We start from the raw sequence: 24,005 nt of genomic DNA, 5'->3' as shown, positions 1-24,005 counted from the left end.
CCGAAACAGACCGGAAATGACATTTCCGACCTGCCTTTCCGGCCCTGCACACGCCGTAGTGCCGCCGCGTGCCTTCGCTGCCGGTTCGCAGCGACATGCCTCGCGACGGTGCGCGTTTCGGGTTTGTTCCGGCGTGCCGCCGTCGTCGGCGGCACGCCGTCCGTTCATCGCGCCATCGGTCAGGAGACCACCGTGACCCGCATCGGCAGGCCACCCTTGATCCGCAGGGAGAGCATCGGTTCGGGCACCACCTGGTACGCCGGGTCGCCGGTCAGCCGCAGTTCCCGTACCACCATGGCGGTGACGAAGGTGGCCTCCATCAGTCCCAGGTGGTTACCCACGCAGAACCGTGGTCCGGCGCCGAACGGCACGTACGCGTAGCGGGGTCGGTCGTTCGGGCGGGCGGGGTCGAACCGGTCCGGGTCGAACCGGTCCGGGTCGTCCCAGAACTCCGGATGCCGGTGCAGGGTGTACGGGCAGATCAGCACGTCCGAGCCGCCCGGCACGTGGTAGCCGCCGATCACGTCGGGCTGCTGGGCGATCCGGGAGAGCATCCACACCGGCGGGTACAGCCGCATCGCCTCGTTGATCACCTGTGCGGTGAACCGCAGCCGGGCCAGGTCCTCGTACACCGGCTGCCGGTCGCCGAGCACCTCCACCGCCTCGGCGCGGACCCGTTCCAGCACCTCCGGGTGCCGGTCGAGCAGGTGGAACGTCCAGCCCAGCGTGCTGGCCGTGGTCTCGTGACCGGCCAGCAGCAGGGTGACCAGTTCGTCGCGCATCCGCAGCCGACCCACCCGAGGGTCGGCCTCCTGCCGGGTCGAGACGATCAGCCGGGACAGGGCGTCGTCGCCCTCCTCGCCCCGCGCCCGCCGCTGGGCGACCAACGCGTCGACGACCCGTTGCAGGTCCCGCCGGGCCCGCCGGAACCGCAGCTGGTGCGGCAACGGCAGCCAGGTCGGCACGGAACCCATGGTGACCATCTCGAACATGGCCTGGTCCTGCATGACCTCGAAGGAGTGGCCCACCGAGCGGTGCTCGCTGAGGTCGCTGTCGAGCAGCGTACGGCCGAGCACACCGAGGGTGAGCCCGGTCATCTCCTTGACGATGTCGACGGGCGCGCCGTCGCGGTGCGCCCGCAGCCGTTGCACCAGCCCGGCGGCCTCGTCGACGACCACGCCGGCCTGGGCGGCGATCCGCTTGGCCTGGAACGCCGGTTGGATCACCCGCCGCTGTTTGCGCCACAGCTCACCCTCGCTGGTGAGCAGGCCGTCGCCGAGGGCCCGCCGGGCCTGGGCCAGTCCGACGCCCTTGTGGTAGTTCTGGCTGTTGTCGGCCAGCACGTACTTGGCGTGGTCCGGGTGGTTGAAGAAGTAGAGCCGTTTGAAACTCGGCCCGAGCCGGACCACGTCGCCGTAGCTGGCCGCGGTGCGCATCATGCCCAGCCGGTCCTGGGCGAGCTGCCAGAGCGTACGCAGCATCGCCGCTCCGGTCGGTCCCGCTGTGACCCGCCGCGTTCCTGCGATGGTCATCCCGTCACCCCGCCTCGGACAGCGGCCTGCCAGGCCGGCACACCGTCAGCCACGTCGATGCCGTCCCGGTCGAGTTGCCGGAACCGGCCACGTACGAACAGCACCCCGTCGGCCTCCGGTTCCCGACGGACCGCGAGCAGGTTGGCCACGAAGATGGTGTGGTCCCCACCGTCGTAGGACCGCCACAGCTCGCACTCGAAGTGCGCCAGCGCCCCGACGATCAGCGGAGCGCCGGTGAGCCGGCCCGGCACCCAGTCGACCGCGTCGAACTGAGCGGCGCCCAACGGGCGTCGGCGGTCGGCGAAGTGCCGGGCCACCGGCTCCTGGTGTGCGGCCAGGACGGAGACTCCGAACTGGCCGCACTCGATCAGGCTGCGATGCATGATCGCCTGTTGATCGACGCAGATGAGCACGAGGGGCGGATCCAGGGAGACCGACGTGAACGAGTTCGCGGTCATCCCGTGTGGACATTCTCCGCCAACGGTCACCACGGTCACGCCCGTGGCGAACGTGCCGAACGCACGGCGCAACTGGACCGGATCGCACGGCTCGGCGGTGGGCTCTGGCTGGACGTTCACGTGTACCTCCCGTGGATCGCTATGCCGCCCGCGCCCGCACCCGGTAGGGCGCCAGCGCCCGGGCCAGCGCCTCCGGCACCCGGGACGGGCTGGTGCGGTTGTTCGGCCCCCGCATGCAGGCCACCCGTTGCCGGCCGCGGGCGACCAGCACCTCGCCCTCGGGATGCATCCGGACATAGTCGAAGCTGAATTCGATCTGTGTCTGGGCGAGTTCGACCAGCCGCATCCGAATGGCCAACTGGTCGAAGGCGGTGATTTCCGCGAAGAATTCGCAGTCGACCTTCAACGTGAACAGCTTCAGATCGCTGCGCAGGTCGTCGAGGACGTCGTTCGCCTTGTCGTGCAGGAACATCTCCCGGCAACGGCCCTGCCAACGCAGGTAGTTGACGTAGTAGACGTTGCCGACCAGGTTGGTCTCCTCGAAACCGACCGTGTGCCGATACTCGTAGTAGTCCTCCACCTCACAGCCCTCCGTCGGTACGGACGGTGAACACGACAGGCATGGCCGCCGGGCCAACGGTGGTGGCGAAGGTCGCCACCCGCGTCGCGCCCGCGGCGAAGACCAGCCACCCGTCGCGTTGGATCGGGGTCAGCGTCACCGAGAGATGCTCCGGCAGGTCGACCTGCCGCAGGCAGTCCAGCGCCGCCTCCACTTGGGTCGCGGCGGTGTCCCGGTCGACGCCGAAGCCGGTGACCACCTGGTCGACAAGCGCCTCGTACCGGCCCAGGACCGGGGCGCCGCTGTCGACCGGTCGCGGCGAGACGGGCCGTACGTCGCAGCCGACCGGGGTACGGGCTGCCACGGCGAGGCTGAGTTCCGCGCCGTGGCAGACCGCCACGTACCGCCCGTCCACCTGCTCGGCGTGCCCGTCGGGGGTGTACCGCAGGTCGGCGGCGTGCCCGAGGGCCCGACCGACCGCCAACTCCGGCTGGTCACCGGCGTTCGGCTCCACCGCCACCGCGATCGCGGTGCCGATCAGGTCGCCCAGGGTCCGCTCCAGGTAGGAGCCGAGCAGCGGCGCCACCCAGGGGCCCCGGCCGTCCTTCTTGCGTACCGCCCGCAGTTGCAGGCCCTCCCACCGCTCGACGACCTCGCCGGTGCCGGTGCGCAACGCGATGTCGTAGACGTAGGTGTCTCCGTCGCGCTCCCGCTCGGTGGCGCAGTAGCGCAACGGCTCACCGGTGCCCATCCGGGACCCGGCCGGGTACAGCCGTGCGATCGCCACCGGCAGCAGCGTGGCGTCCGGTACGCAGACCTGGTTGCCGTGCATCAGCGCGTCGCGCACCCCCGGGTCTCCGAGCACCAGCGTGTCCGGCAGGTAGGCGCTGAACCAGTCGGTCTCCGGCACGGTGGCCACGTCGGCGTCGACGTCGCGGGCCGCCGCCCGGTGGAAGGCGCGCAACCGTTGGAAGCGCGCTCCCTGGAACAGGGTGTCGCCGTACAGGTCCCGGGCCGGGTCCAGCGGCACCGGCGGCAGGTCGTCGGCGACCTGCTCCGGCGGACCGTCCGGCACCGGGCCCTCGACGAAGCGCAACGTGGCCTCGAAGTGGTCCGCGGCGAATCCGGTGTCCGCGGTACGGATCACCGCCCGTACCGTGTCGTCGGCGGTCACCAGGGCCGCGACCCGGATGGTGGTGCTGCCGTGCGGTGGCACCACGATCGGCCGTGCGAAGCGGGCCTGTTCGATGACCGGCACCTCGCTGCGACCGGTCACCGTCATGGCCGCCTGGGCCATCGCCTCCATGCCCATGACCGCGGGGAAGAGCAGGTTGCCGTCGAGCAGATGGTCGGGCAGGTACAGGTCGCTGCCGGCGGTGAGTTCGATGTCCGTGACCAACTCCACGCCGTGGTAGCGCACCTGCGGCCGGTCCACGAAGCGCAGCAACGGCAGTTCCGGCTCCTCGAAGCGCAGCGTGTCCAGACTGTCTGCCCGTCCGCTGATCACCACCACCGCCGGGGTGTCCGGGTCGGTGACCAGCCGGCGCAGCACCGCCACCCCCTGCTCGGGGGTGATCGGGGTGATGCCGTCGCGGGCCAACGACTCGACGACGGACAGCTTCTCCCCCATGCCCACACCGGACCAGACCGACCACTCCAGGCAGATCGAGCGGCAGGTCGGGTGGGCCGCGCCGAAGCGACGGGTCTGTTCGGCCAGCCGATCGTTGGCCGTGGCGTAGTGCGCCTCGCCCCGCAGCCCGGCCCGGCCGATGATGCTGCCGAAGGTGACCAGCAGCTTCAGCCGGTCGGCGTCGACGGCGTCCAGGACCGCGGCGAGGCCGCCGACCTTGGGTGCCAGCGCGCCGTGCACGGCGTCCATGTCGAGCGAGGTCAACGCCGCCGGTTCGTTGCGCCCGGCGCCGTGCAGCACCCCGGTCACCGGGCCGAGCAGCCGCTCGACCTCGTCGACCGCGGCCCGCACCGCCACCGGGTCGGTGACGTCGGCACGCAGGTAGCGCGCCTGCACACCGGCGGCGGCGAAGCGTTCCAGGTTGGCCGCCAGTTCCGCGTCGGCGGCCAGGTCGGAACGGCCCAGCACGGCGAGTTTGGCACCGGCGTCGGCGGCCAGGGCGAGCGCGCACTCCGCCGTGATGCCCTTGCCGCCGCCGGTGACCAGCAGCACGTCACCGGCACCGAGCGGCTGTTCGACCCGACCGGCGTCGATGGGCAGGGCCCGCAGGACCTGCTGCCGACGCGCCCCGGTCACGTCGTAGTGGACCTCGTGATAGGTGTCGGTCGCGGCGACCTCGGCCAGCACCCGGTCGGCGACGTCCAGGGTGGCCGGCAGGTGCACCACAGTGGTCCGGATCCGGGGGTCCTCCAGCCTCAGGGTCCGGGCCAGGCCGCTGGCGCCCAGGCCGTGCTGCACCAGCACGAAGCGGTCGCCCGCTCCGGCGGTCAGCGCCGCCCGCGCCCCCTGCAACGCCGGTTCGAGTTGCTCCGGGGTGCAGTCGGCCGGCAGCCAGACCAGGACTCCGCCGCCGACTCCGCCGCCGGCCAGCGCCTGCCGGGCCTGCTCCGCGCGCGGGTCGGTGTGGCCACCGAACAGTTGCCACCCGGCGTTCGTCTCGGCCGGGCCCGGCACCGGTGTGGGCGCCTCGACCAGGTCGACCGCGAACGCCCGGATGAAGGTGTCCACGCCCGGCACCGACGCGGGCTGCGTCAGGTCCTCGGCCAACCCGGTGCCGATCAGCGCCTCCATCGCCTCGGCGACCTCCCGTACGGTCGCCGTGGCCACGTTTGTGGGCAGCCGCGACGGCGGTACGCCGAGCTGCTGCGCAGCCTGGTTCACCACCTGGCTGACCGTGATCGAGCTCAGGTGCAGGTCGTCGAGGAGCCGGCTGTCCTCACCGACCATGTCCAGCGGCAGTTCCGCCCGGGCGGCGACGAGTTGACGCAGCACCAGGGAGGCCGGCTCCCCAGTGGGTGCGGCACCGTTCACGGAGGCCGGCGCGGCGACCGGCGGCGGCGAGTCGGGCAGCACCACGTCGGAGTCGGTCTCGCACGGGCTGGCGAAGAAGCTGAACTCGTCGACGTCCTTGACCGGCCGGACCAGCCGGCCGTCGAAGAGCTGCGGATGCACCCGCGCCGCCCCGACCACGTACGCCGCGGCGACGACGCGCAGCACGCTGGCCAGCGTCTCGTCGTCGGTGTCGAGCGCGACCGTCGGCACCGAGGTGTCGGTACGGCCCAGGTCGGACAGGATCCGCCCCGGTCCGACCTCGACGAACAGGTCCACCTCCTTGGCGGCCATCGCGATGGCCTGCGCGAACAGCACCGGCTCGGTGATCTGGTCGCGCAGCAGCACCGACAGGTCGACGTCGGCAGGCAGGACGGTGCCGGTCACGGTGGAGACCACCTGGCGCTGCAACGGCTGGAACCGCTCCTCGGCGAGGTAGCCGCCGAACGCCTCGGCCGCCTCGGCGACCAGCGGCGAGTGGAAGGCGTGCGAGACCCGTAGGCGTTTGCCGGGGATCCCGGCCACCTCGGCTCGTTCCAGCACCCGCTCGACGGCGTCGATCGGACCGGAGATCACCGTCTGCCGCTGACTGTTGTAGCCGCCGATGACCACCGGCTCCCCGCTGAGCAGGCGGCGGGCGGTCTCCGGGTCGGCCGGGACACCGGCCATGGTGCCGCCGGGACGGCCGTGCTCGGCCATGGTGCGTCCCCGGGCGGCGGCCATCCGCAGCACCGAGGACAGGTCCATCGCCCCGGCCCAGTGCAGCGCGGTGAGCTCGCCGAGGCTGTGCCCGACGGCCACGTCGGCCTCGATGCCGAGCGCGCTCAGCACGCTGAGCCCGGCGACCGAACCGGTGACGATGCGCGGCTGGGCGACCTCGGTGGCCACCACGTCACCGGTGGGCAGCGCCGCCTCGGTGACGATCCGGTCGGCCTGGGTGAACCGGCGGCGCAGCGCCTCGGCCGGTCGACCCCGGCCGGTGCCCTGGCCGGGGAAGAGGAACCCGACCCGGGCGGCGCCGCGGACGTGGCCGAGGAAGGCCCGGCCGTCGGCGGCGTACAGTCGGCTCTCGCCGGCCTGCAGCGCCGCGTGCACCCGCAGCAGTTGACGCTCGGCGTCCTCCGGCGAGCGGGCCACCACCGCGGCCCGGTACGGCCGGTCGCCGAGTTCGGTGTAGATGCTGGCGGCCAGGTCGCCGAGTTGGGCGTAGGAGAGGCGGATCACCTGTCCGGCCAGGGCGTGGACCCGCTCGGCCAGTTCGGCCGGGGTGTCCGCGTCCAGGACCAGCAGTTCGACGTTCTGGGCGCGGGCGGCGATGGTGCGGGTCCGGGCGTCCGGCGAGCGACGCGCAGTCTCCTCACCGGACACCACCAGGTGGGTGTTGATGCCGCCGAAGCCCATCGCGGTGATCCCGGCGCGCAGCGGCGCGTCGGCCGGCCACGGCTCGGCGGTGGGCAGCACCCGCAGCTTCGCCTCGTTCGAGGTGAGCACCTCGTGCGGCTCCTCGCAGGCGACCGTCGGCGGCAGCATCTGGTGGTGCACCGCGAGGACCGCCTTGAGCAGGCCGGCCACCCCGGCCGCCGCCTTGGTGTGCCCGATCATCGCCTTGATCGAGCTGATCGCGGCCGGGGTGCCGGACGCACCGGCGGCCCGACGCGCCTCGGTCAGCGCCCGCAGCTCCGTCGCGTCACCGACCTCGGTGCCGGTGCCGTGTCCCTCGAACATCGGCACGGTCTCGATGCCGAACCCGGCGCGGGCGTACGCCCGGGTCAGCGCCAGCCGGTAGCCGTCCTCCTCCGGCCGGGTGATGCCACCCTTGCCGTCGGAGGACATGCCCCATCCGGCGATGGAGGCGTAGATCCGCCGGCCCTGCGCCACCGCGTCCTCGTGGCGCATGAGGACGACCATGCCGCAGCCCTCGCCGGGCCAGAAGCCGTTGGAGCCCTGGTCGTAGACCTTCATCTCGCCGCGCGCCAGCGCACCGGTCTTGGCGAAACCGATGATCTCGAACGGGTCGATCGACAGGTCGACCCCGCCCGCGACCGCGACGTCCAGTTCGCCTTCCACCAGGCTTCGGCAGGCGGTGAGCACCGACAGCAGCGACGACGAGCAGGCGCCGTCGACGGTGTAGCCGCCGCCCTTGAGGTCGAAGTAGTTGCAGATCCGCCCGGCGATAGTGTTGGACAGGCCACCGGCCAGGGTGTCCTCGTCGATGGCCGGGAACGGCGCCTTGTAGCGCTGTTCCAGGGTGCCGAGGAAGTCGGCGAGCTGGTCGTCGTCCCAGCCCTGCTCGCGCAGGGCGGCACCGACCGTCCGCCGGACGTACGGCCAGCGCAGCCGCATCACGTTCGCCCGGGAGAACTCCCCGGTCAGGGTGTTGCCGACCACCACGCCGGTGCGTTCGCGGGGCAGTTCGGCGCCCATCGGGAAACCGGCGTCACCGAGCGCCCGGGCGGCGGTGTCCAGGGCCAGCCAGTGGGTCAGGTCGGTGGACCGGTACGTGCTGCCGGCGATCCGGTACTTCTGCCGGTCGAACTCGTACCCCTCGATGACCGCGGCGTTGCGGGCGTAGAACCGGTCCGGGACGCTGCGGTCGGCATCCCAGTAGTCGGCCAGCCGCATCCGTTCGTCCGGCAGCCGGCGGAAGGCCCGCCGGCCCGTGATCACGTTCTCCCACAGTTCACCGGGAGAGGCGGCGTCCGGATATCGGCATGCCAGGCCGACGACGGCGATCCTGCTCATGCCGGCACCGCTTCCTTGTGGGAGTTGGGGCCCGCGGCGAGGGCGTCGGTGGTGGCGGTCGCGGGGACCGGCACCCCGTCGGTGGGCGCCGCCGCGGCGGCGGCTTCCCGCTGTTCGCGAGCCTTGTTGGAGATGTGCAGCGCCCAGAGGAACATGCCGCGGATGAGGCAGACCGCCGCGGTGGCGAAGAAGAGCCCGTACGCGATGCCCATGCCCGTGATGAGCCCGTAGAGACTGGCCACGCCGGCGCCGAAGGCGATCTGGGACGCCGGGCGGGACGGGCTGGTTCCCGGGTCGGTGATCATGTAGTTCGTGAACAGCACGAACGCCACGCTTGTCATCATGCCCAGCGCACCCAGGATGGAGACGTCCAGGACCAGGCCACGGATCACCGCCTGGAGCACGAACGCGGACAGCCAGCCCATGATCAGGAACATCCGGCCGGTCAGCTTGGCGTTGAGCATCGTGCCGGCGGTGAGGATGATCGCCGGGACCAGCCAGTCACCCAGCGCCGGGGTGTGCTCGGTGAAGTGGTACGGCGGCGCGATGCTGGCCCACGGGAAGAGAATCAGAATCATCGCGATGCCGAAGTTCGACGGGTTCATGTAGTGCCGCAGTCGACCCCGGACGGGGGCTCGCAGGATCCACTTCGCGGCGATCGCCACGGTGACCCCGAACATCATCACCCAGACCCGGTCGTTGACGTAGGTCAGCATGTTGACGGCCAGCGAGGTGATGTGCGCCGGGAAGAGGAACTCGACGAATCCGCGCTTTCCGGCGCCGAGGAAGCGCGGCGCGCGACCCTCGGCCCGGGCGCCGATCACCTCCAGCACGATCTCCACCGTGTAGCCGGTGGCGAGCGCGATGAACGGCCACAGCCAGGGCTGCTCGAAACCGAGGTAGACGTAACCGACGATGTTGAAGATCGTGATCGAGATCGCGAAGCGGCGCAGCGCCGTCGTCGTCTTCGCGTCGTGCCGGACGGGGCTGGTCTTGGTGTCGGCCATCTCCGTTACCTCTCGTTGGCCTGCGAGCCGAGCTGCACGTCGTGCCAGCCCGGGGTCAGCTGAAGGTCCTGCTTACGGATTTGCCCGGTGCGGTCGCGCCAGCAGAGCGTGACCTGTACCGAACCGGTGACCTCGGCGCCGAGACCGATGTGCACCTCGTTGCTGCGCTTGCCGGAGTGCCCGCCGCCGCCGTCGACCCGGGAGACGAACTTGCGGCCGTCGGGGGTGGTGACCATGACCTGGGCGCCCACCGCCGGCGAGCCGGTAGCGGCCGGATCGGCGGTCTCGTGGGTCAGCCGCAGGCCGAGGAAGGCGCCGGCGTCCGGGCTGGTGTTGCGGTAGAAGATCGGCTCGGCCCACTGCCGGGCCACCGCCATGTCGAGCCGGCCGTCGCCGTCGGCGTCGCCGGTGGCGATGCCTCGGGTCGGCAGCGGGATGTCCAGGCCGAGCTCGGGGGCGATGTTGACGTACCGGCCGTCCTTGCCCTCGACGAAGAAGTGCAGACGCTGACTGCCGCCGATGTCGTCACCGGGACGCACGTTCGGCCACCAGCTCGTGTGGCGCACCAGCGTGTCGTTGGTGGTGGCCAGCTCCTGCAGCTGGGGCCAGCGGTTGACCTCACCGCGGACGAAGCCGGTGGCCTGGGCGATGGCGAGCCGGCCGCCGTTGTCGAAGTCGGCCATCTTGACGTCCCAGCCCCAGCCCGACCAGGCCAGGCCGAGGTCGGCGCTACGGTCCCGGAAGGGCGCCTTGCCGCTGCTGAACGCCGTCTTGACCCCGCTCTGGTCGGCGGCGGTGTTCATGAACGTGTAGTTGCTCTCCTGGATGCCGAACGGGGTGGTGATGTTGCTGACGAACAGGTCGTACAGGCCGTCACCGTCGATGTCACCGAAGTCGGCGCCCATGCCCTTGAACGAGTCCCGGCCCAGCACCTTCGACTTCGGGATGGTCGCGCTACGGGCCCCCTGGACCAGGGCGAACTCGATGTTGCCCGGGGTGGACCGGTTGTAGAGCAGCCGGTCGGGACCGAAGTCGTGCGCCAGGTACAGCTCGGGCAGCAGGTCACCGTCGAGGTCGACGGCGGCAGCAGCCAGCGCCCACCCCTTGGAGGCACTGTGCGGGATCACGTTGTCCACCCGTTGGAACACGGCGGTGGGCTCGGCGCCCCCGGTGCCCTCGGTGAACCGGAAGACGTAGTCCTCGCCGCCGTTGAGGCCGTAGGACATCGAGTCGTTCATCTCCACGCCGCCCTTGACCGTGTCGTCGAGGACCGGGCTGTGCGGGAAGTAGTTACCGACATAGATGTCGACGTGGCCGTCACCGTCGAAGTCGTCGATGGCCACCGCGTTGGTGTTCCACAGCGGGCCGTTGTACTCGCCGACACCGACGCCGGGCACCAGCTCGACGGGGCGGTAGGCGGCGGTGCCGGAGCTGAGTTCCTTGCCGTTGTTGAGGAACAGGATCGGCGTGCGGGCCCAGTAGTAGACCAGCAGGTCCATCCGGCCGTCCTCGTTGAAGTCACCCGGCGCGCAGCCCATCGGTGCGGTGATCCGGCTGATCGGCAACGGCGCGGCGTCCAGCGCGAACGGCTGGTACCGCTGCTCGCCCAGACCCGGAGTCGGGGTGACGATCGTCTGGTCGGTGCGCGGGTCGGTGATGCACAGGTCGTTGGCGAGACCGTCACCGTCCAGGTCGTTCATCGCGATGCCGGCGCCCACCGAGGAGATCCAGGCGTCGATGTGGGTGTACGTCTGGTTGACCTTGCGCACGGTCTGCTGATGCTTGCTGGCCGGCAGCGCGATGCCCATGGGCTCGAACGCGTACCGGGACGCCAACTCCGTACGCTCCGCCGCCGAGGCGCTGGGGAGCCGGACGGCGAAGAACATCCCGACCACGAGTGCGAGGCCGATGATTCCGGCCAACTGCCGGCGCAGCAAGCCAATCGTCATTGACATGAACTCAAGACCTCCCGTTGGTGACGGATTCGTCGGTGGCGACCCCACCGCGCGTCGCGGTGAACTACCGGCCCCGGCCGGTCGGACCGCGGGCCGCTCGGCCACTCGCAATAGCCGGTGGCTTGCGCCCTCTCCGATTGACGGGCGGCACGCGGGACCCGGACCGAGATGCTGGTCCGGACCCTCTTCGTGCCGCCCCGCCATTCGTAGGGCGTGTCAGCAGATCCTCACAGGAGGTCAGAAACCCGGGCTACTCGAAAAATGCCAAGCATTGCTGCTCATCGAACTGATGACACATAAAGATATGCTTCCCAATCTGCGGAACTGAGTCCCCAAAAAGGACTGGGAAGGACGTGGAAGGACGTGGAAATGTCGGGCATCACTCGGCTGCGGCGGCCGCCGTCTGCTCGAATTGCCGACGGATGTTGGCCCGCCACCGCTCGTACGGCGGCACGGATCCGCCGGCGTCCGGCGCCGGGGCGGTGTCGTCGGCCAGGGCGACGGCGGCCGGCACGGACAGCCCGGACAGCGCTGCCGCCGCCACCGCCGAGTGCGGCGGCACGAACCCCGCGTGCACTCGCGCGCGCAGCGCGAACACGCTGCCCAGCGCCAGCTCGGGGGCGTGCTCGCCGGCCTCTCGGCGCAGCGTGGCCAGGTCCGCTTCACCGCACCCACCGGCGAAGGTGGCAGCCAGCCCGACACCGCTGAACAGGTCGGCGTGACGTTCCGGGGCGAACCGCCGGACGGCGGCGTCGACATCGAGCACGCGGGCACCGTGGATGAACCACAGAGCCCGCCCGATGCCCTGGTCCACCGCGCGACCGAAGTAGTCCCGGTGCCCCTGCCAGTCGTACGGCGCCGGCCGGCGCTGCTCGTCGACCCACTTCGCGACGTCGAAGTAGGCCAGGTCGAAGCCGTACCCGTCCACCGCCAGCCAGGTCATCGTCGGGTGGAAGGGACCGGGGTCCAACTCCGGCACCACCTTGCGCCACAACGGTCGCGGCAGCCGGGCCATCGCGAAGCCGATGCCGATGTAGGCCAGGAACAGGTGCGGCGCACCCGGGCCGAGCAGCAGCTCACGGGTACGTCGCCGCCGCCCGCTGCCCATCGCGTCGAGCACGGTGAAGGCCATCGTGACGCCCTCGTACGCGAAGCCCCGCATGCCCTCGTCGACCAACTCGACCCGCTGCTGCACCTCCTCGAGGCCGCGGCAGTCGATCCCCCACTCGAAGCCGCAGACCACGGCCCGTGGAATCGCCTCCAGCCGGGCCGTGGCCGGTGACGACGGCCCCGGGAAACCCCGGCGGGCGAAGCCGACCTCACTCAGCGCCGGCGCCAGCGCCAGCCTGCGCAACGAGCCCAGAACGGTGGACATCGCGTTCCTCCCTCGACGGAGTCGTACCGGACAGCATGGCCGCCGACAGTGCGGCGGTCACGAGGATGCGGGGGCGTCCGGGTCGACCCGGACCCAGCCGGCCGCCCGGCGGGCGGCGGCCATGCTTGCCCATGCGGTCAGCTCGACAAGCGCCCGGTCGTCGGCCCCGGCGGCGCGGACGTCGGCCACCACCTGGTCGTCGACCTGGTAGGAGGCGAAGGCGGTGAGCAGTGCCAGCCGTGCCGCCGGTTGGTCGACGGTGGGCAGATCACGCACCGCCTCGCCGACCCAGGCGCGGCTGATCCCCGTCGGTCGGCCGTCCCAGTCGTCGAGCCGGGCGGTGACCAGGTCGCGTACCGACGTGGGCACCGACCGCTGCCCGGCGGCGTCGATGGCCGCGCCGCCCCGGGCGAGCGCGTCGGCCAGCGTGGGGTGACAACTGCTCCAGGCCAGATCCGGGGCCAGTGGGACGGCCGGCAGCAGGTCCCGGGCGGTGCCGGGCGGCCGGTCGCCGCGGGCGCCGCGGGCCATCAACTGGCCGAAGACCCGGCGGACACCGCCGCGCAGCGCCGACGGCAGGGCGGCCGGCAGCGGCGACGGTTCGAGGAAGACGTTCACCATCCGGTTGAGGTAGTGGAAGACCAACGCCACGCCGAGCAGTTCGACGGCCTCGACGGCGGGAACCGGCGGCACGAGGTCGCGGGCCTGGGTGCGGTCGGTGCCCGCGCGGGCCCACTCGGCCACCCGGCGCCGCTGGTCGTCACCGGCCGGGTCGGCGGCGGAGCGCAGCAGCCCCGCCATGGTGGCCGAGTGCACCTCCACGCAGTACGGGCAGGAGTTGACCGTGGAGACGGCGGCGGCCACCGCCTCCCGGGTGGCCCGGTCCACCCGGCCGGCGGCGACAAGCGTCTCGCGCAGCACGATCCAGCACGCGGCCAGCACCGGTGGCGCGGGCGAGTGCAGGCTCACCGGCGGGGCGAGCATGCCGAAGTCCCGCTCCACCTGGCCGTACACGACGGCGGTGAGGCCGTCGGCTCGCTCGATGGGCACCGGGGTGACCCGGCGTACGTGTCCCCGGGAGGGACGCCGGGCCACCCTGGCGTAGAGGCCACTCACCGTCGCAGTGCGCTGCGCGCCAACGGCAGCACCGCGTCGCGGCTGCTCGTGGCCCCGTCGGGGGCGGGAGCGCCGTACTGGACATCGACTCCTCGGGCCCGCGCCGCCGCGACGATGCCGGGCACCGCCCGCTCGGCCAGCGCGGCGATGGTCATCGCCGGGTTCACGGTCAGGCCGGCCGGTACGGCGGAGCCGTCGGTGACGAAGATGCCCGGGTGGTTGCGCAGTTCGTGGCGGTCGTCCAGGGCCGAGGTGGCCGGGTTGTCGCCGATGCGGCAGGAGGCCAGCGGATGCACCGTGTAGGCCCCCACCACGTCGTTGGTCCACGGCATCACCCGGGACAGCCCGTCGCGTTCGAGGATGTCGCGCACCTCCGCGTCGGACAGCGCCCAACCGCGCAGCGTGTTCTCGGTCGGCTCGTAGCGCAGCGAGCCACGGGCCAGCATCTGCTGGGACAGCCGTACGGCGTTGCCGCTGGGCGGCACGGCGCCGAACTCTCCCTCGTTGTCGTCCTCGCTCATCGTGAAGACGGTCAGCCAGGACTGCCAGGTGCGCAGCAGTTCCTTCTTCTCCGCGCCGAACCAGGTCGGCCCGACGGCGTCGGGCACCTGGGCCAGGATGGTGCCGAAGCCCGGCGGGAAGTAGAGCTGCTCAAGGGAGAACCGCTCGTACTCGGGCAGGGAGCCGTCCAGCCGGTCCCAGTTGGCCACGCAGGGACCCTTGCCGATCTGATACGCCTCGTACGGCACCCCGTCCGGCCGGCTGAGGCCGAGCACGTCGCGGATGCGCTCCTCGTCGAAGATGGCGGTGTTGAGTCGCTCGCCGTTGCCGGAGAAGTACCGGCCGACGGCGTGCGGCATGGTGCCGAGGGTCGGCTCGGAGCGCTGGAGGATCACCGGCGTGGCGCCGGCACCGGCCGCGATGATGACGATTTTCGCGTCGATCGTGCCGCTGCCCACCTCGACGCGGTAGTCGACGTCGTCCAGGACGGTGTAGTGCACCCGGTAGCCACCGTCGTCGGTACGGCTGAGGTACTGCACCTCGTGCAGCGGCCGGATCTGCGCGCCGTGCGCCAGTGCGGCCGGCAGGTAGTTGAGCAGCAGGGAGCGTTTGGCGTCGAACCGGCAACCGGCCATCATCCAGTTGCAGTTGGTGCACTTTGCCTGGTCCAGCGCCACCGGCACCGGGTTGGCAGTCCGCCCGGCGTGGTCGCAGGCGGCACCGAACAGCCCACCGGAGAACGGCACCGTGTCCCAGCTCGTCTGGGAGACGGGCAGCGCCTCGGCGACCCGGTCGTACCAGGGGTCGAGCGTGTCACGGGAAATCGAGGACGGCCACATCCGGTGCCCGAAGCGGCCCTGGCGGTCGAAGACGAAGCGGGGCGCGCGGGGCATCGCGGCGAAGTAGACGACGCTACCGCCGCCCACGCAGTTGCCGCTGAGCACACTCATCCCGTCGCCGACGACGAAGTCGAAGACCCGCGTCGACGACGAGCCGAACTTGAAGTCGTGCTCGAACTCCTCACCGGTCAGCCACGGCCCGCGCTCGAGCACGACCACTCGCGCGCCGCCCGCGGCGAGGTGGTACGCGGTGATCGCGCCGCCGAAGCCGCTACCGATCACAAGGACGTCAGTGCTCTCGGAACTCGTCATGCAGGGCTCCCGGAGGCCGTGGTGTCGGGGTGTGGCTGGGCCAGTTGCCGGCCGTAGCTGTAGGTGTCGAACCGCCACAGCCCGTCGGAGTCGGGCTGGCGGAAGCCGATGATCTTCAGTCCGACGTGGCCGGCGTCGAGCGCCTCCACGGTGTGGGAGTGTGCGGCGGCGTCGAAGGCGATGACGCTGAACATGGCGAGACTGATCCACGCCTCCCGTTCCGGGTGCGTGGGGTCGGTCAGGCGCTGCACCAGCCGGACCCGGTCGGGGAAGTCGAGCGAGACGAACGCCGGCACCTCCGGGTCCAGCTCGATGCCGGTCTCGGCGGCGTACTCCTCGGCGTGCTCGTCGAGCCCGTCGGCCAGCGCGTCCAGCGCCGGAGCCAGGCCGCCCTCGGGAGAGCGCAGCGCCAGCAACGCTCCGGCGGCGACCGCGCCGCCGTCGGACGAGACGCCGGCCACGGCACGATCGCCCGGCCAGCGCTTCTCGCCCGGCAGAATCGTATCGGCGTACGCCTCCAGCACCATTGTTCGTCCCTGGTTGGTTTCGATTGCCGGGGGCACGGGCATCACCTCTGACGCTCAACTCGAACTGACAGGAAACGCAGGGCCCGAATCGGCTACGGAGGGCAATTCAAGTCACAACTGAAGGCGCCTGACGCCCTCCGCTACATTCATCCAGCCTGGCGTACACCAATGGTGTACGGCGAGCGGCGGGTCGGCATCTCGCGTCATGCTGTCCGTATCCATTTAGGACCTTCGGGCGATGGGAATGGCACGGGCGCACAAATGCGCCCGCCGGTCCCGGCGGCCGATGTCAGGTGACCAGCCGTGACAGCCGGGAATCCCCGCCGGGTCAGCCGGAGGTCGGCTGGTGGCGGGCGGCCACCGCCACCACCAGCTCGTCCGGCCCGCCGCGCAGCCCGGTGGCGCAGGTGGACACCCGCCAGCCGCCGGCGCTGAACAGCAGCCAGCCGTCCGAGGTGTCCCGGTCGTAGGTCAGCGGGGTGAACGCGGTGACGCCGACCTTGTGCAGCGACTCCAGCGCCGACCAGACCCGGGTGCCCGCCCGGTGCGGCGATTCGCCGGTCTCGGCGACGATCAGTTCGGCCAGGGCGTGGTGCGCGCCGAGCAGTTGACGCCACTCGACGGGCGTACGCTCGACGACGGTTTCCAGGTCGCAGCCGACCGGCGTACGGGCCGCCACCGCGAGGGTGTGGCCGGCGCCGTGCGCGGCCGAGATCCACCACCCGCCGCCGACCTCGGGGCGACCGTCGCGGCGGTAGCGCACCGTCGTACCGTCACCGAGCAGCCGGGACACGGCCAGCGCGGTGTGCTGCCGCCGCCACCCCCGGCGCAGGCCCGGCTCCAGCACGGCGGCCACGTCGTGGGCGGTCAGGGCGGCGAGCCTGCGGCGCAGGTACGGTCCGAGCACCTGCGCCGGCCACGGACCGGTGGCCCGGCGTACCGGCAGCGGTCGCAGGCGCAGCCCGGTCCACCGTTCCACGATCCGCCCGCCGGCCAGCGTCTCCAGGTCGAACCGGTGCACGTCGTCGTCCTCGACCCGACGGGTGGCGCGCAGCGTCACGTGTTCGTAGGGGCCGGCCCCGGCCAGCCAGATCCGGTCGACGCCCAGCGGTTGCAGCACCGTGTCGGGTGCCCAGGGGTGCAGGGCGCGCAGGAAGGCGTCCCGCACACCGGGGTCGCCGAGCACCAACGGGCCGGCGACGGCGGCGAGCGATCCCACCGCATCGCCCGCGGTCAGCTCCAGCACGCAGCCCGACGCGGTGATCTCGCGGTAGCGCAGCCGGCGACCCGAGGCTCCCGCCTCGATGAAGAAGGCGCGGGGCGGCCGGTACGGCGCGAGGCCACCGACCCGCACCGGCGGCACCGGCAGCGCGGTGGGCACCGGCAGGCCGGCGGCCGACGGTACGGCGGAAGCGGGAACGGCCGACCGGCCGGCGCCCGGGTGCCGCAGCCGGGCGTGGGCGTAGGTCACCTGACGGCCTCGGTGCTCACCGCGCAACGTGACCACGACGGCGTTGGCCACCGGCTCGGCCGCGGCGGTCAGTCGCAGCCTGACGACGTCCTCGCCGACGACGAGCGGCGCACCGAACTCGACCGCCTCGAACACCGGCGGACCCCGGTGGCCGGTGAGCGCGGCCCACCCCTGCGCGAGCGCCTCCAGCACGTGCGCGGCCGGCAGCAGCGGAGCGCTGGGGTCTCTCGGCTCGTCGAGGCCGGGCGTCTCGCCGGGGCTGAGCGTGGTGGTGGTGACCAGCAGCCGACCGGGGTCGTGGACGAGCACCGCGCGGGTGAAGCGCGCGGCGAACGCCAAGGGCTGGGTCATCCCGTCCGCTGTTGTCGCCATGCGCTGCACCGTGTCCACTCTCTGCGGTAGCGTCGCCGACTCAGGCGAACTGCGCCTGGATCCGCTGCCGCCACACCTCGTAGGCCGGTTCGGCACCGTCGGGCGGGAGGTTCTCGCGGGCCCGGTCGGTGACCGCCGCCGCCTCCTCCGGGCTGCACCCGCAGAACACCTCGGTGGCCAGGGGCGTGTGCTCGGTGACCAGTCCGGCCCGCAGTCGTGCCTGCGCGCCGAAGGTGGCGCCCTGGGCGAGCTGCGGACGGTACCGGCCGGCGTGGACGGCGAGCTTCTTCAGGTCGTCGGGGTCGGCGCCGCCGGCGTAGGTGGCCGCCAGGCCCATGCCGCTCCACAGATCGGCGTGCCGGTCGGCGTCGAAGCGACCGATGATGTCCGCGGCGACATCGGGATCGGCTCCGGCGACGAACCAACTGGCCCGGCCGATGCCCTGGTCGAGCGCGCGCCGGGGGTAGTCGCCCGGCAGGTCCGGCGGCCACGCCACCGGAGCGACCGTCTGCTGGCGGACGTACCGGTCGGTCTCGAAGTAGGCACGGTAGAAGCCCAGGCCGTCGAGGACGAGCCAGCGCAGCAACGGGTCCGGCGCGGCCAGCGCCCGCCAGCGCCAGCGGGGGACCTTGGCGAACGCCCAGCCGATCCCCACGTAGGCCATGTAGATGTGGGGCGCGCCGGCGCCGGTCAGGAACCGGGTGGTGCGGTTGCCACCGGCCACCCCGTCCAGCACGGCGTAGCCCATGGCGGCCCCTTCGTAGGCGAAGCCACGGAACTGTCGCTCGATCAGGTCGAGTCGACCGATGTCCGACTCCTCGCGGGCCTCAACGGCAGCCCGGAAACCGGTGAGGAAGCTGGCACCGACGGATTCCAGCCGCTGGCGGGCCGGCTCGTCCTTGACGTGGAATCCACGTCGGCTCATCGTCGTTTCGGCAATGTCCGGCGTCATCAGCTGCGCGCGGAGGGTACGCCACAGGCCTGCCATGAGCTCTCCCCAGGGAAGACGGACGCGATCGGGTCCGGGTCCTCGTCCGGTGTCTCCAGACGAACCGAGGCTATGGGTACGGGTTGACCTGCGCCTACTTCATAGTTGCTCTGAGTGACAGAACGATCACGGAAGGCGCTCCCTGGCTGGCCGGCGGGACGACGGCCACCCGAACGCAATTGACGCCGCGGGCCAACCGGCTGAAAGCACGAACAAAGAAGGAATACGGTCGCCGACTGGGGCACACTCGGAAAGTCTATTCGACGTGATCACACCCAGGACGCGTCGTCGCACGTCAGAGAATTTTCTCCACGCGCAGACGCTTCCACCGAAAATTACTATATCCACCCAGAGGCAATGATGCCTACCAATCGGTAAGAACCGCAATTCGCCGGGCCCCGGCGGAACGCCGCCGCCGACCAACCATTTCAGGAAGAGGGTATCGACGTGACACAGGCACCGGACGTGATCGCCGACCTCACCGCGGAGAGTGAGGCTCTCGACGCCGTCGTGGCCAAGCTGAGCGACGAGCAGTGGGAGACCGGCACCCCGGCACACGGCTGGGCGGTCCGACACCAGATCGCCCATCTGGCCGCCACCTTCCGACTCGCCGGACTTGCCGCCGCGCAACCAGCCGCCTTCCAGCAGATGACCTCCCGGCTCAGCGACGACTTCGACGCCAACGTGGCGGCCGCCATGGCCGACTTCGTCGTCGAACCACCGGCGGTCCTGCTGTCCCGGTGGCGGTCCGAGCGGGCCACCGCGGAGAAGGCACTCGCTGCGGTCCCGCCCGGTCAGATGGTGCCGTGGCTGGTCCGACCGCTGCCGGCGCCGGTGCTCGCCGCGGCCGGCATGATGGAGGTCTTCGCACACGGCCGGGACGTCCTGGACGCGCTCGGGGTACGCCCGACCTACACCGACCGCCTCGGTCACCTGGTCGGGTTCGCCGTCCGGACCTGGGACTTCGGCTATCTGGCTCGGGGCCTGACGGCGCCCGACGTCCAGTTCCGATTCGAGATCACCGCCCCGTCCGGCGCGCTCTGGGCGTTCGGGCCAGCCGACGCCAACCAGCGGATCACCGGCCCGGCCGAAGACTTCTGCCTGCTCGTCACGCGCCGGCGGCACCGGGACGACCTGGCGGTCCGGGCCGTCGGCAGCGACGCCGAGCACTGGCTCGACATCGCCCAGGCGTACCGGGGGCCGGCCGGGCCCGGCCGGCGGCCGGGGCAGTTCTCCCAGACCGATCAGGCCTGACCCGGTCAGGTCAAGCACATACCACGTGAAAGGACGTCGGATATCTGTCTCGCACAGTTCCGCCCGCCCGCCGGAACGGTGGATCGTCCCATTTACCAACGTTCCGCCGGGTGGGCTTCCGACAAACTGGATGATCATTCCATGGCACCGCAGCACCAATTGCTGCTGTCGCCACATACGAGGCAAGCGTCCGTTTTTTCCGGCCTGACCAGTGTCGGCGTAAAACTTGAATTGACCTGCATGATTCGCTGTTGATTACGACGCTGAGCCCGGATAGCATAACCCTGCGTCACCGCGTAACTTCCCTCCGTCAACAGTCAAATGTTTTTCCTCGCAAATAAAAACTGGGTTAACAGAACCAGCACGCGCGGAACGGCGTATCGCCACACGCCGACATCTGACGTCGCCACGCCACAGCCACACAAAACGTCGCCACAAGCGCAGCCATCGGATTGGGGGATGCGATGGAAGACAGTATCCAGCGAGCCGTCGGTCGGGTAATCGAAGCCATCCGGGAGGACCTAGCGGAGCAACACACCGTGGACGGCATGGCCCGAACAGCCATGTTCAGCAAGTTCCACTTCACCCGAATCTTCCAGCGCACCACCGGCATCTCCCCCGGCCGCTTCCTGATGGTCATGCGGCTGCACCGCGCTAAACAGTTGCTGCTGTCCACCTCCATGAGCATCACCGAGATCACCCACGAGGTCGGCTACGCGAGCGTGGGCACCTTCAGCTCCCGCTTCAGCAGCAGTGTGGGGGTCTCGCCGAGCACCTACCGCAGGCTGCGCGGAGTGACACCACAGGTCCCCGTCGACAACCGGGCCGTCGCCCAACCGCCGATCCCGGCGATCCAGGGCATGGTCCACGCACCCGAGTCCGAAGAGTCCGAGGACCGGCTGACCTTCATCGGGCTCTTCCGCGACCCGGTTCCGCTCGGGCGTCCGGTGCGGTGCACCGTGCTGGAGAAGCCCGGACCGTACCGGTTGGACAGTCCACCACCCGGGCAGTGGTACGTCCTTGCCTGTTCCCGCCTGCGGGGTCGCCAGGACTACTGGCAGGCCAACTGGAGCGACGACGACGCTCTGATCGGCGTACACGGGCCGATGACCATCAGCCGTCGGCCCGGTGCCATGGAGGCCGATCTGCACCTGCGCCGAATGACCCCGCTCGACCCACCGATCCTGCTCGCCCTTCCCCTGCCCTGAGCCCGCGCTTCGGGAGCACCCCCCACCGGTCCACCACCACCGTCCACCTCTCACTGTCGACTTCCGCACCCGCCCCCGTCGGCACCGCACCGTCGCGGCGTACACCGGGACGCGGAGACGCTCTCCGACACACGGACCAGACCCGCCACCGGTCCGGTGTCGACCCACCCGCCGGCACCAGGACCGGCGCGGTCACTCGCGACATCACACCCGCCCGGCCCGCCGGATCCACCCGGTGGGCCGGTCGATGCCGGCCGCCCGCCACGGGAAAGCGCCGACGGGTGCTCGGTCCCGCCGCACATGACACGTACGGAGAAGTCGCGACCGTCCCAGGCGAAGGAATAGCGCCGGCCCGCCGCATGAACGGCGTCCAGATCGCCCCGAACAGCAGCCGGTGCGCACCGTGCCGCCCATCGCGAGACCTGACCGATCGACAGGCGTGACACAGCTCGGGGAACTCAGGAAACACAGGCTCGTGCTGCGGACGCACTGCTGCTATCTTCATTGACCCACGTAAGTTTCAAAACCGGACCGACGTGGCTGAGGGTGGTCCCGTCACGCGCGGCGCCCGGGCCACCGAGACACAACCCGGTTCGCACCCGGGTCCGTCTTATCCGTGGCCACCGCGGTCGTTAACTGTCGACGGCACGTCCCGACACGCGCCAGAGGCAACAAGCGTCCGCGACACGGGGGAACCAAGGGGCTGGATGGTGGAGAACTTCAGCGGAGCGTCGACAGCCCGTCTCGGCGCACGGCAATGGCTGGCGATCGGCGCGCTCGGCGCGTCGTTCCTGGTGGTGGCAGCGGACAGCACCATCGTCTACGCCGCGATCCCGAGCATCCAACGGGCACTGGACCTCTCCACGGCGACCGTGCAGTGGCTCATGTCCGCCTTCCTGATCAGCTTCGGCGGCGTCCTGCTGCTCAGCAGCCGGCTGGCCGAACTCTTCGGCCGACGCCGGCTGTTCACCATCGGACTGGCGCTGATGACCGCCGCCTCGATGCTGTCGGCGGTGGCCTGGGCCGGTGAGGTGCTCATCGGCGCCCGCGTCCTGCAGGGCATCGGTGCGGCGCTGATCGCGACAACCGCGCTGCCGCTGCTCGCCATCGCTCTCGGTCCCGGTCCGGCCCGGGTCCGCGCGCTCGGCCTCTGGACGCTGATCGGCGCCTTCGGTGGCACCACCGGGCTCCTGCTCGGTGGGCTGCTCACCGACACCGTCGGGTGGCGGTGGGTGTTCCTCGTCAACGTGCCGGTGGGGATCGTCGCCGCGCTGCTGGCACCGATCCTGCCGGCCGACCGCTGCGGCGGATCCGGGCATCCGCTGGAGGTGGCCGGCGGGGTCAGCCTGGTCGGTGCCCTGACCCTGATCGGCTGGACGGTCGTCGCCGCGTTCGCTCCCGGAAGCTCGACCGGCCCGGCCCTCCTGCGGTTGGCCGCGGCGGCGGTGCTGCTGCTGCTCTTCCTGGTCATCGAAGCACGGACCGGCCGCCGCCTGGTACGCCCCGGACTCCTGCGATCCCGCACCCGGTTGGGCGGTCTGGTGGTGCTGTTCGCCGCCGGCACGCTTATCGACGCGGTGCTGCTCCTGGTCACTCTGTACGGACAGGGAGCGCTGGGGCTCTCCGCCACCGGGTTCGGCGCGTTGATGGTCGCCCTGACCCTGTCCTCGGTCGTCGGCTCGTACGTCGGTCAGGTGGTGGTGGTGCGACACGGGCTGCGGCTGGTCGCGTTGACGGGCATGTCCGTGGCCGGTGCCGGCCTGTTGGCGCTGGCCATGGTGAACGGCCCGCTGGACACCGTCGACTTCCTCAGTGTGCTGCCCGTGGTCGGCGTCGGCGCCGGTGCCGCCTTCGTCGCCGCGCAGATCGCCGTGACCCTCGGTGCCTCCGATGCCGATTCCGCGGCAGCCTCGGGCCTCAGCGATGCCTCGTTCAGCCTGGGCGGGGCACTCGGGCTGGCCGCCGTGTCGGCCGTGCTCGTCGCGAACCAGGCCGAGCTGCCGGTGCCGATGGGCGCCGCCCTGCCGATGGCGTTCACGGTGACCGCCGGACTCGCCGCGATCGGTCTGGTGGCGGCGTTGCTGCTGATGGGCCAGCAGCGTACGCCGGTGCCCAGCCAGGGAACGTAGGGGTGAGATTTCCACCCGACCGGAGCGAGCCGATCGCCTCTACGATGGCCTGATGGCTCTCCGCAGGTACGGTCAGGACTGCTCCATCGCACGGGCTCTGGAGGTCGTCGGTGAGCGGTGGACGCTGCTCATCGTCCGCAACGCGATGGTGGGTGACTGCCGCTTCGAGTCCCTGCTCGACAGTCTCGGCATAGCCCGCAACGTGCTCGCTCAACGACTCACCACACTGGTCGAGGCCGGTGTTCTCGAACGCGTCCCCTACCGCGAGCGGCCGGTACGTCACGAGTACCGCCTCACCGAGCGCGGCCGTGAACTGGCGCCCGTACTGGCCGCGTTGATGCGGTGGGGGGAGAAGAACTGCCCCACCGACCAGCCCCCGCCCAACCGGGCCCTGGTGCACGCCCGCTGCGAACACCCGGTCGAACTGGTGGTGCACTGCCCGTCCTGCGACGAGTCGATCCCGACCAGCGAGATGGTGTCTCGTCCGGTCGTACGTTCTGCCGTCGAGACCCACGACCCGCAGCCCTCGGTGGACGGGCGGCCATCGGCGGTTCTCGCGGCCACCCTTCCCGGCGTCCGCTGACCGGAGGGCAGCGCAGCCGCCGTCCACGCGGCGACGGTCGGCAACTCCGGTGCCGGTC

The 24,005-nt window shown here is 71.2% G+C and carries 16 protein-coding genes; 4 read left to right on the top strand and 12 right to left on the bottom strand.

Annotated elements, in window-relative coordinates:
• Positions 1–179: 179 nt before the first annotated feature.
• The 12 genes from EG812_RS15690 to EG812_RS15635 all read right to left on the bottom strand — a co-directional run bounded on the left by EG812_RS15690 (position 180) and on the right by EG812_RS15635 (position 18,773).
• Positions 180–1,532 (bottom strand): cytochrome P450, encoded by a 1,353-nt coding sequence (locus EG812_RS15690; RefSeq protein WP_126711957.1) that lies wholly within the window; start codon positions 1,530–1,532, stop codon positions 180–182.
• Positions 1,529–2,110 carry a flavin reductase family protein gene (locus tag EG812_RS15685; protein ID WP_013733449.1) on the bottom strand — a complete coding sequence of 194 codons (582 nt, stop codon included), beginning with the start codon at positions 2,108–2,110 and terminating at the stop codon, positions 1,529–1,531. The genes EG812_RS15690 and EG812_RS15685 overlap by 4 nt, the downstream gene beginning before the upstream one ends.
• Positions 2,111–2,129: 19 nt before the next feature.
• Positions 2,130–2,570, bottom strand: coding sequence for an acyl-CoA thioesterase (locus EG812_RS15680; RefSeq protein ID WP_013733448.1), 441 nt, complete (start codon positions 2,568–2,570; stop codon positions 2,130–2,132).
• A 1-nt stretch (position 2,571) separates the two neighbouring features.
• Positions 2,572–8,310, bottom strand: coding sequence for a type I polyketide synthase (locus EG812_RS15675; protein ID WP_126711956.1), 5,739 nt, complete (start codon positions 8,308–8,310; stop codon positions 2,572–2,574).
• Positions 8,307–9,317 carry an RnfABCDGE type electron transport complex subunit D gene (locus EG812_RS15670; RefSeq protein ID WP_126711955.1) on the bottom strand — a complete coding sequence of 337 codons (1,011 nt, stop codon included), beginning with the start codon at positions 9,315–9,317 and terminating at the stop codon, positions 8,307–8,309. Before EG812_RS15670 ends, EG812_RS15675 begins: the two co-directional genes overlap by 4 nt.
• Before the next feature lie 5 nt (positions 9,318–9,322).
• Positions 9,323–11,272 carry a CRTAC1 family protein gene (locus tag EG812_RS15665; RefSeq protein WP_102657068.1) on the bottom strand — a complete coding sequence of 650 codons (1,950 nt, stop codon included), beginning with the start codon at positions 11,270–11,272 and terminating at the stop codon, positions 9,323–9,325.
• A gap of 379 nt (positions 11,273–11,651) precedes the next feature.
• Positions 11,652–12,647: a DUF1702 family protein gene (locus EG812_RS15660; protein WP_013733444.1), complete on the bottom strand. Its 996-nt coding sequence runs from the start codon at positions 12,645–12,647 to the stop codon at positions 11,652–11,654.
• A 57-nt stretch (positions 12,648–12,704) separates the two neighbouring features.
• Positions 12,705–13,763, bottom strand: a complete 1,059-nt coding sequence (locus EG812_RS15655; protein ID WP_199743880.1) for a carboxymuconolactone decarboxylase family protein — start codon at positions 13,761–13,763, stop codon at positions 12,705–12,707.
• Positions 13,760–15,415: an FAD-dependent oxidoreductase gene (locus EG812_RS15650; protein ID WP_126711954.1), complete on the bottom strand. Its 1,656-nt coding sequence runs from the start codon at positions 15,413–15,415 to the stop codon at positions 13,760–13,762. The genes EG812_RS15655 and EG812_RS15650 overlap by 4 nt, the downstream gene beginning before the upstream one ends.
• The gene (locus EG812_RS15645) at positions 15,412–15,942 is read right to left on the bottom strand and encodes a DUF5987 family protein (RefSeq protein ID WP_013733441.1); all 531 of its coding nucleotides are present in this window, start codon (positions 15,940–15,942) and stop codon (positions 15,412–15,414) included. Before EG812_RS15645 ends, EG812_RS15650 begins: the two co-directional genes overlap by 4 nt.
• A gap of 328 nt (positions 15,943–16,270) precedes the next feature.
• The gene (locus tag EG812_RS15640; protein ID WP_126711953.1) at positions 16,271–17,785 is read right to left on the bottom strand and encodes a polyketide synthase dehydratase domain-containing protein; all 1,515 of its coding nucleotides are present in this window, start codon (positions 17,783–17,785) and stop codon (positions 16,271–16,273) included.
• Between the two features lie 40 nt (positions 17,786–17,825).
• Positions 17,826–18,773, bottom strand: coding sequence for a DUF1702 family protein (locus EG812_RS15635; RefSeq protein ID WP_013733439.1), 948 nt, complete (start codon positions 18,771–18,773; stop codon positions 17,826–17,828).
• Between the two features lie 447 nt (positions 18,774–19,220).
• Between EG812_RS15635 and EG812_RS15630 the strand changes: the two genes are divergently transcribed.
• The 4 genes from EG812_RS15630 (at position 19,221) to EG812_RS15615 (ending at position 23,947) form a co-directional block, all read left to right on the top strand.
• Positions 19,221–20,027, top strand: coding sequence for a TIGR03084 family metal-binding protein (locus tag EG812_RS15630; protein WP_126711952.1), 807 nt, complete (start codon positions 19,221–19,223; stop codon positions 20,025–20,027).
• 464 nt (positions 20,028–20,491) lie between these two features.
• Positions 20,492–21,235 carry a helix-turn-helix domain-containing protein gene (locus EG812_RS15625; protein WP_043720630.1) on the top strand — a complete coding sequence of 248 codons (744 nt, stop codon included), beginning with the start codon at positions 20,492–20,494 and terminating at the stop codon, positions 21,233–21,235.
• Between the two features lie 707 nt (positions 21,236–21,942).
• Positions 21,943–23,364 carry an MFS transporter gene (locus tag EG812_RS15620; protein ID WP_126711951.1) on the top strand — a complete coding sequence of 474 codons (1,422 nt, stop codon included), beginning with the start codon at positions 21,943–21,945 and terminating at the stop codon, positions 23,362–23,364.
• A 52-nt stretch (positions 23,365–23,416) separates the two neighbouring features.
• Complete coding sequence (locus EG812_RS15615) at positions 23,417–23,947, top strand: winged helix-turn-helix transcriptional regulator (RefSeq protein WP_126711950.1); 531 nt, start codon at positions 23,417–23,419, stop codon at positions 23,945–23,947.
• The last annotated feature ends 58 nt before the right edge of the window (positions 23,948–24,005 follow it).

It is taken from the genome of Verrucosispora sp. FIM060022, from assembly GCF_003977705.1.
Classification (GTDB): domain Bacteria; phylum Actinomycetota; class Actinomycetes; order Mycobacteriales; family Micromonosporaceae; genus Micromonospora; species Micromonospora gifhornensis.
The sequence above is the reverse complement of the archived record's forward strand: the minus strand, read 5'-3'. Positions and strand labels throughout refer to the sequence as shown.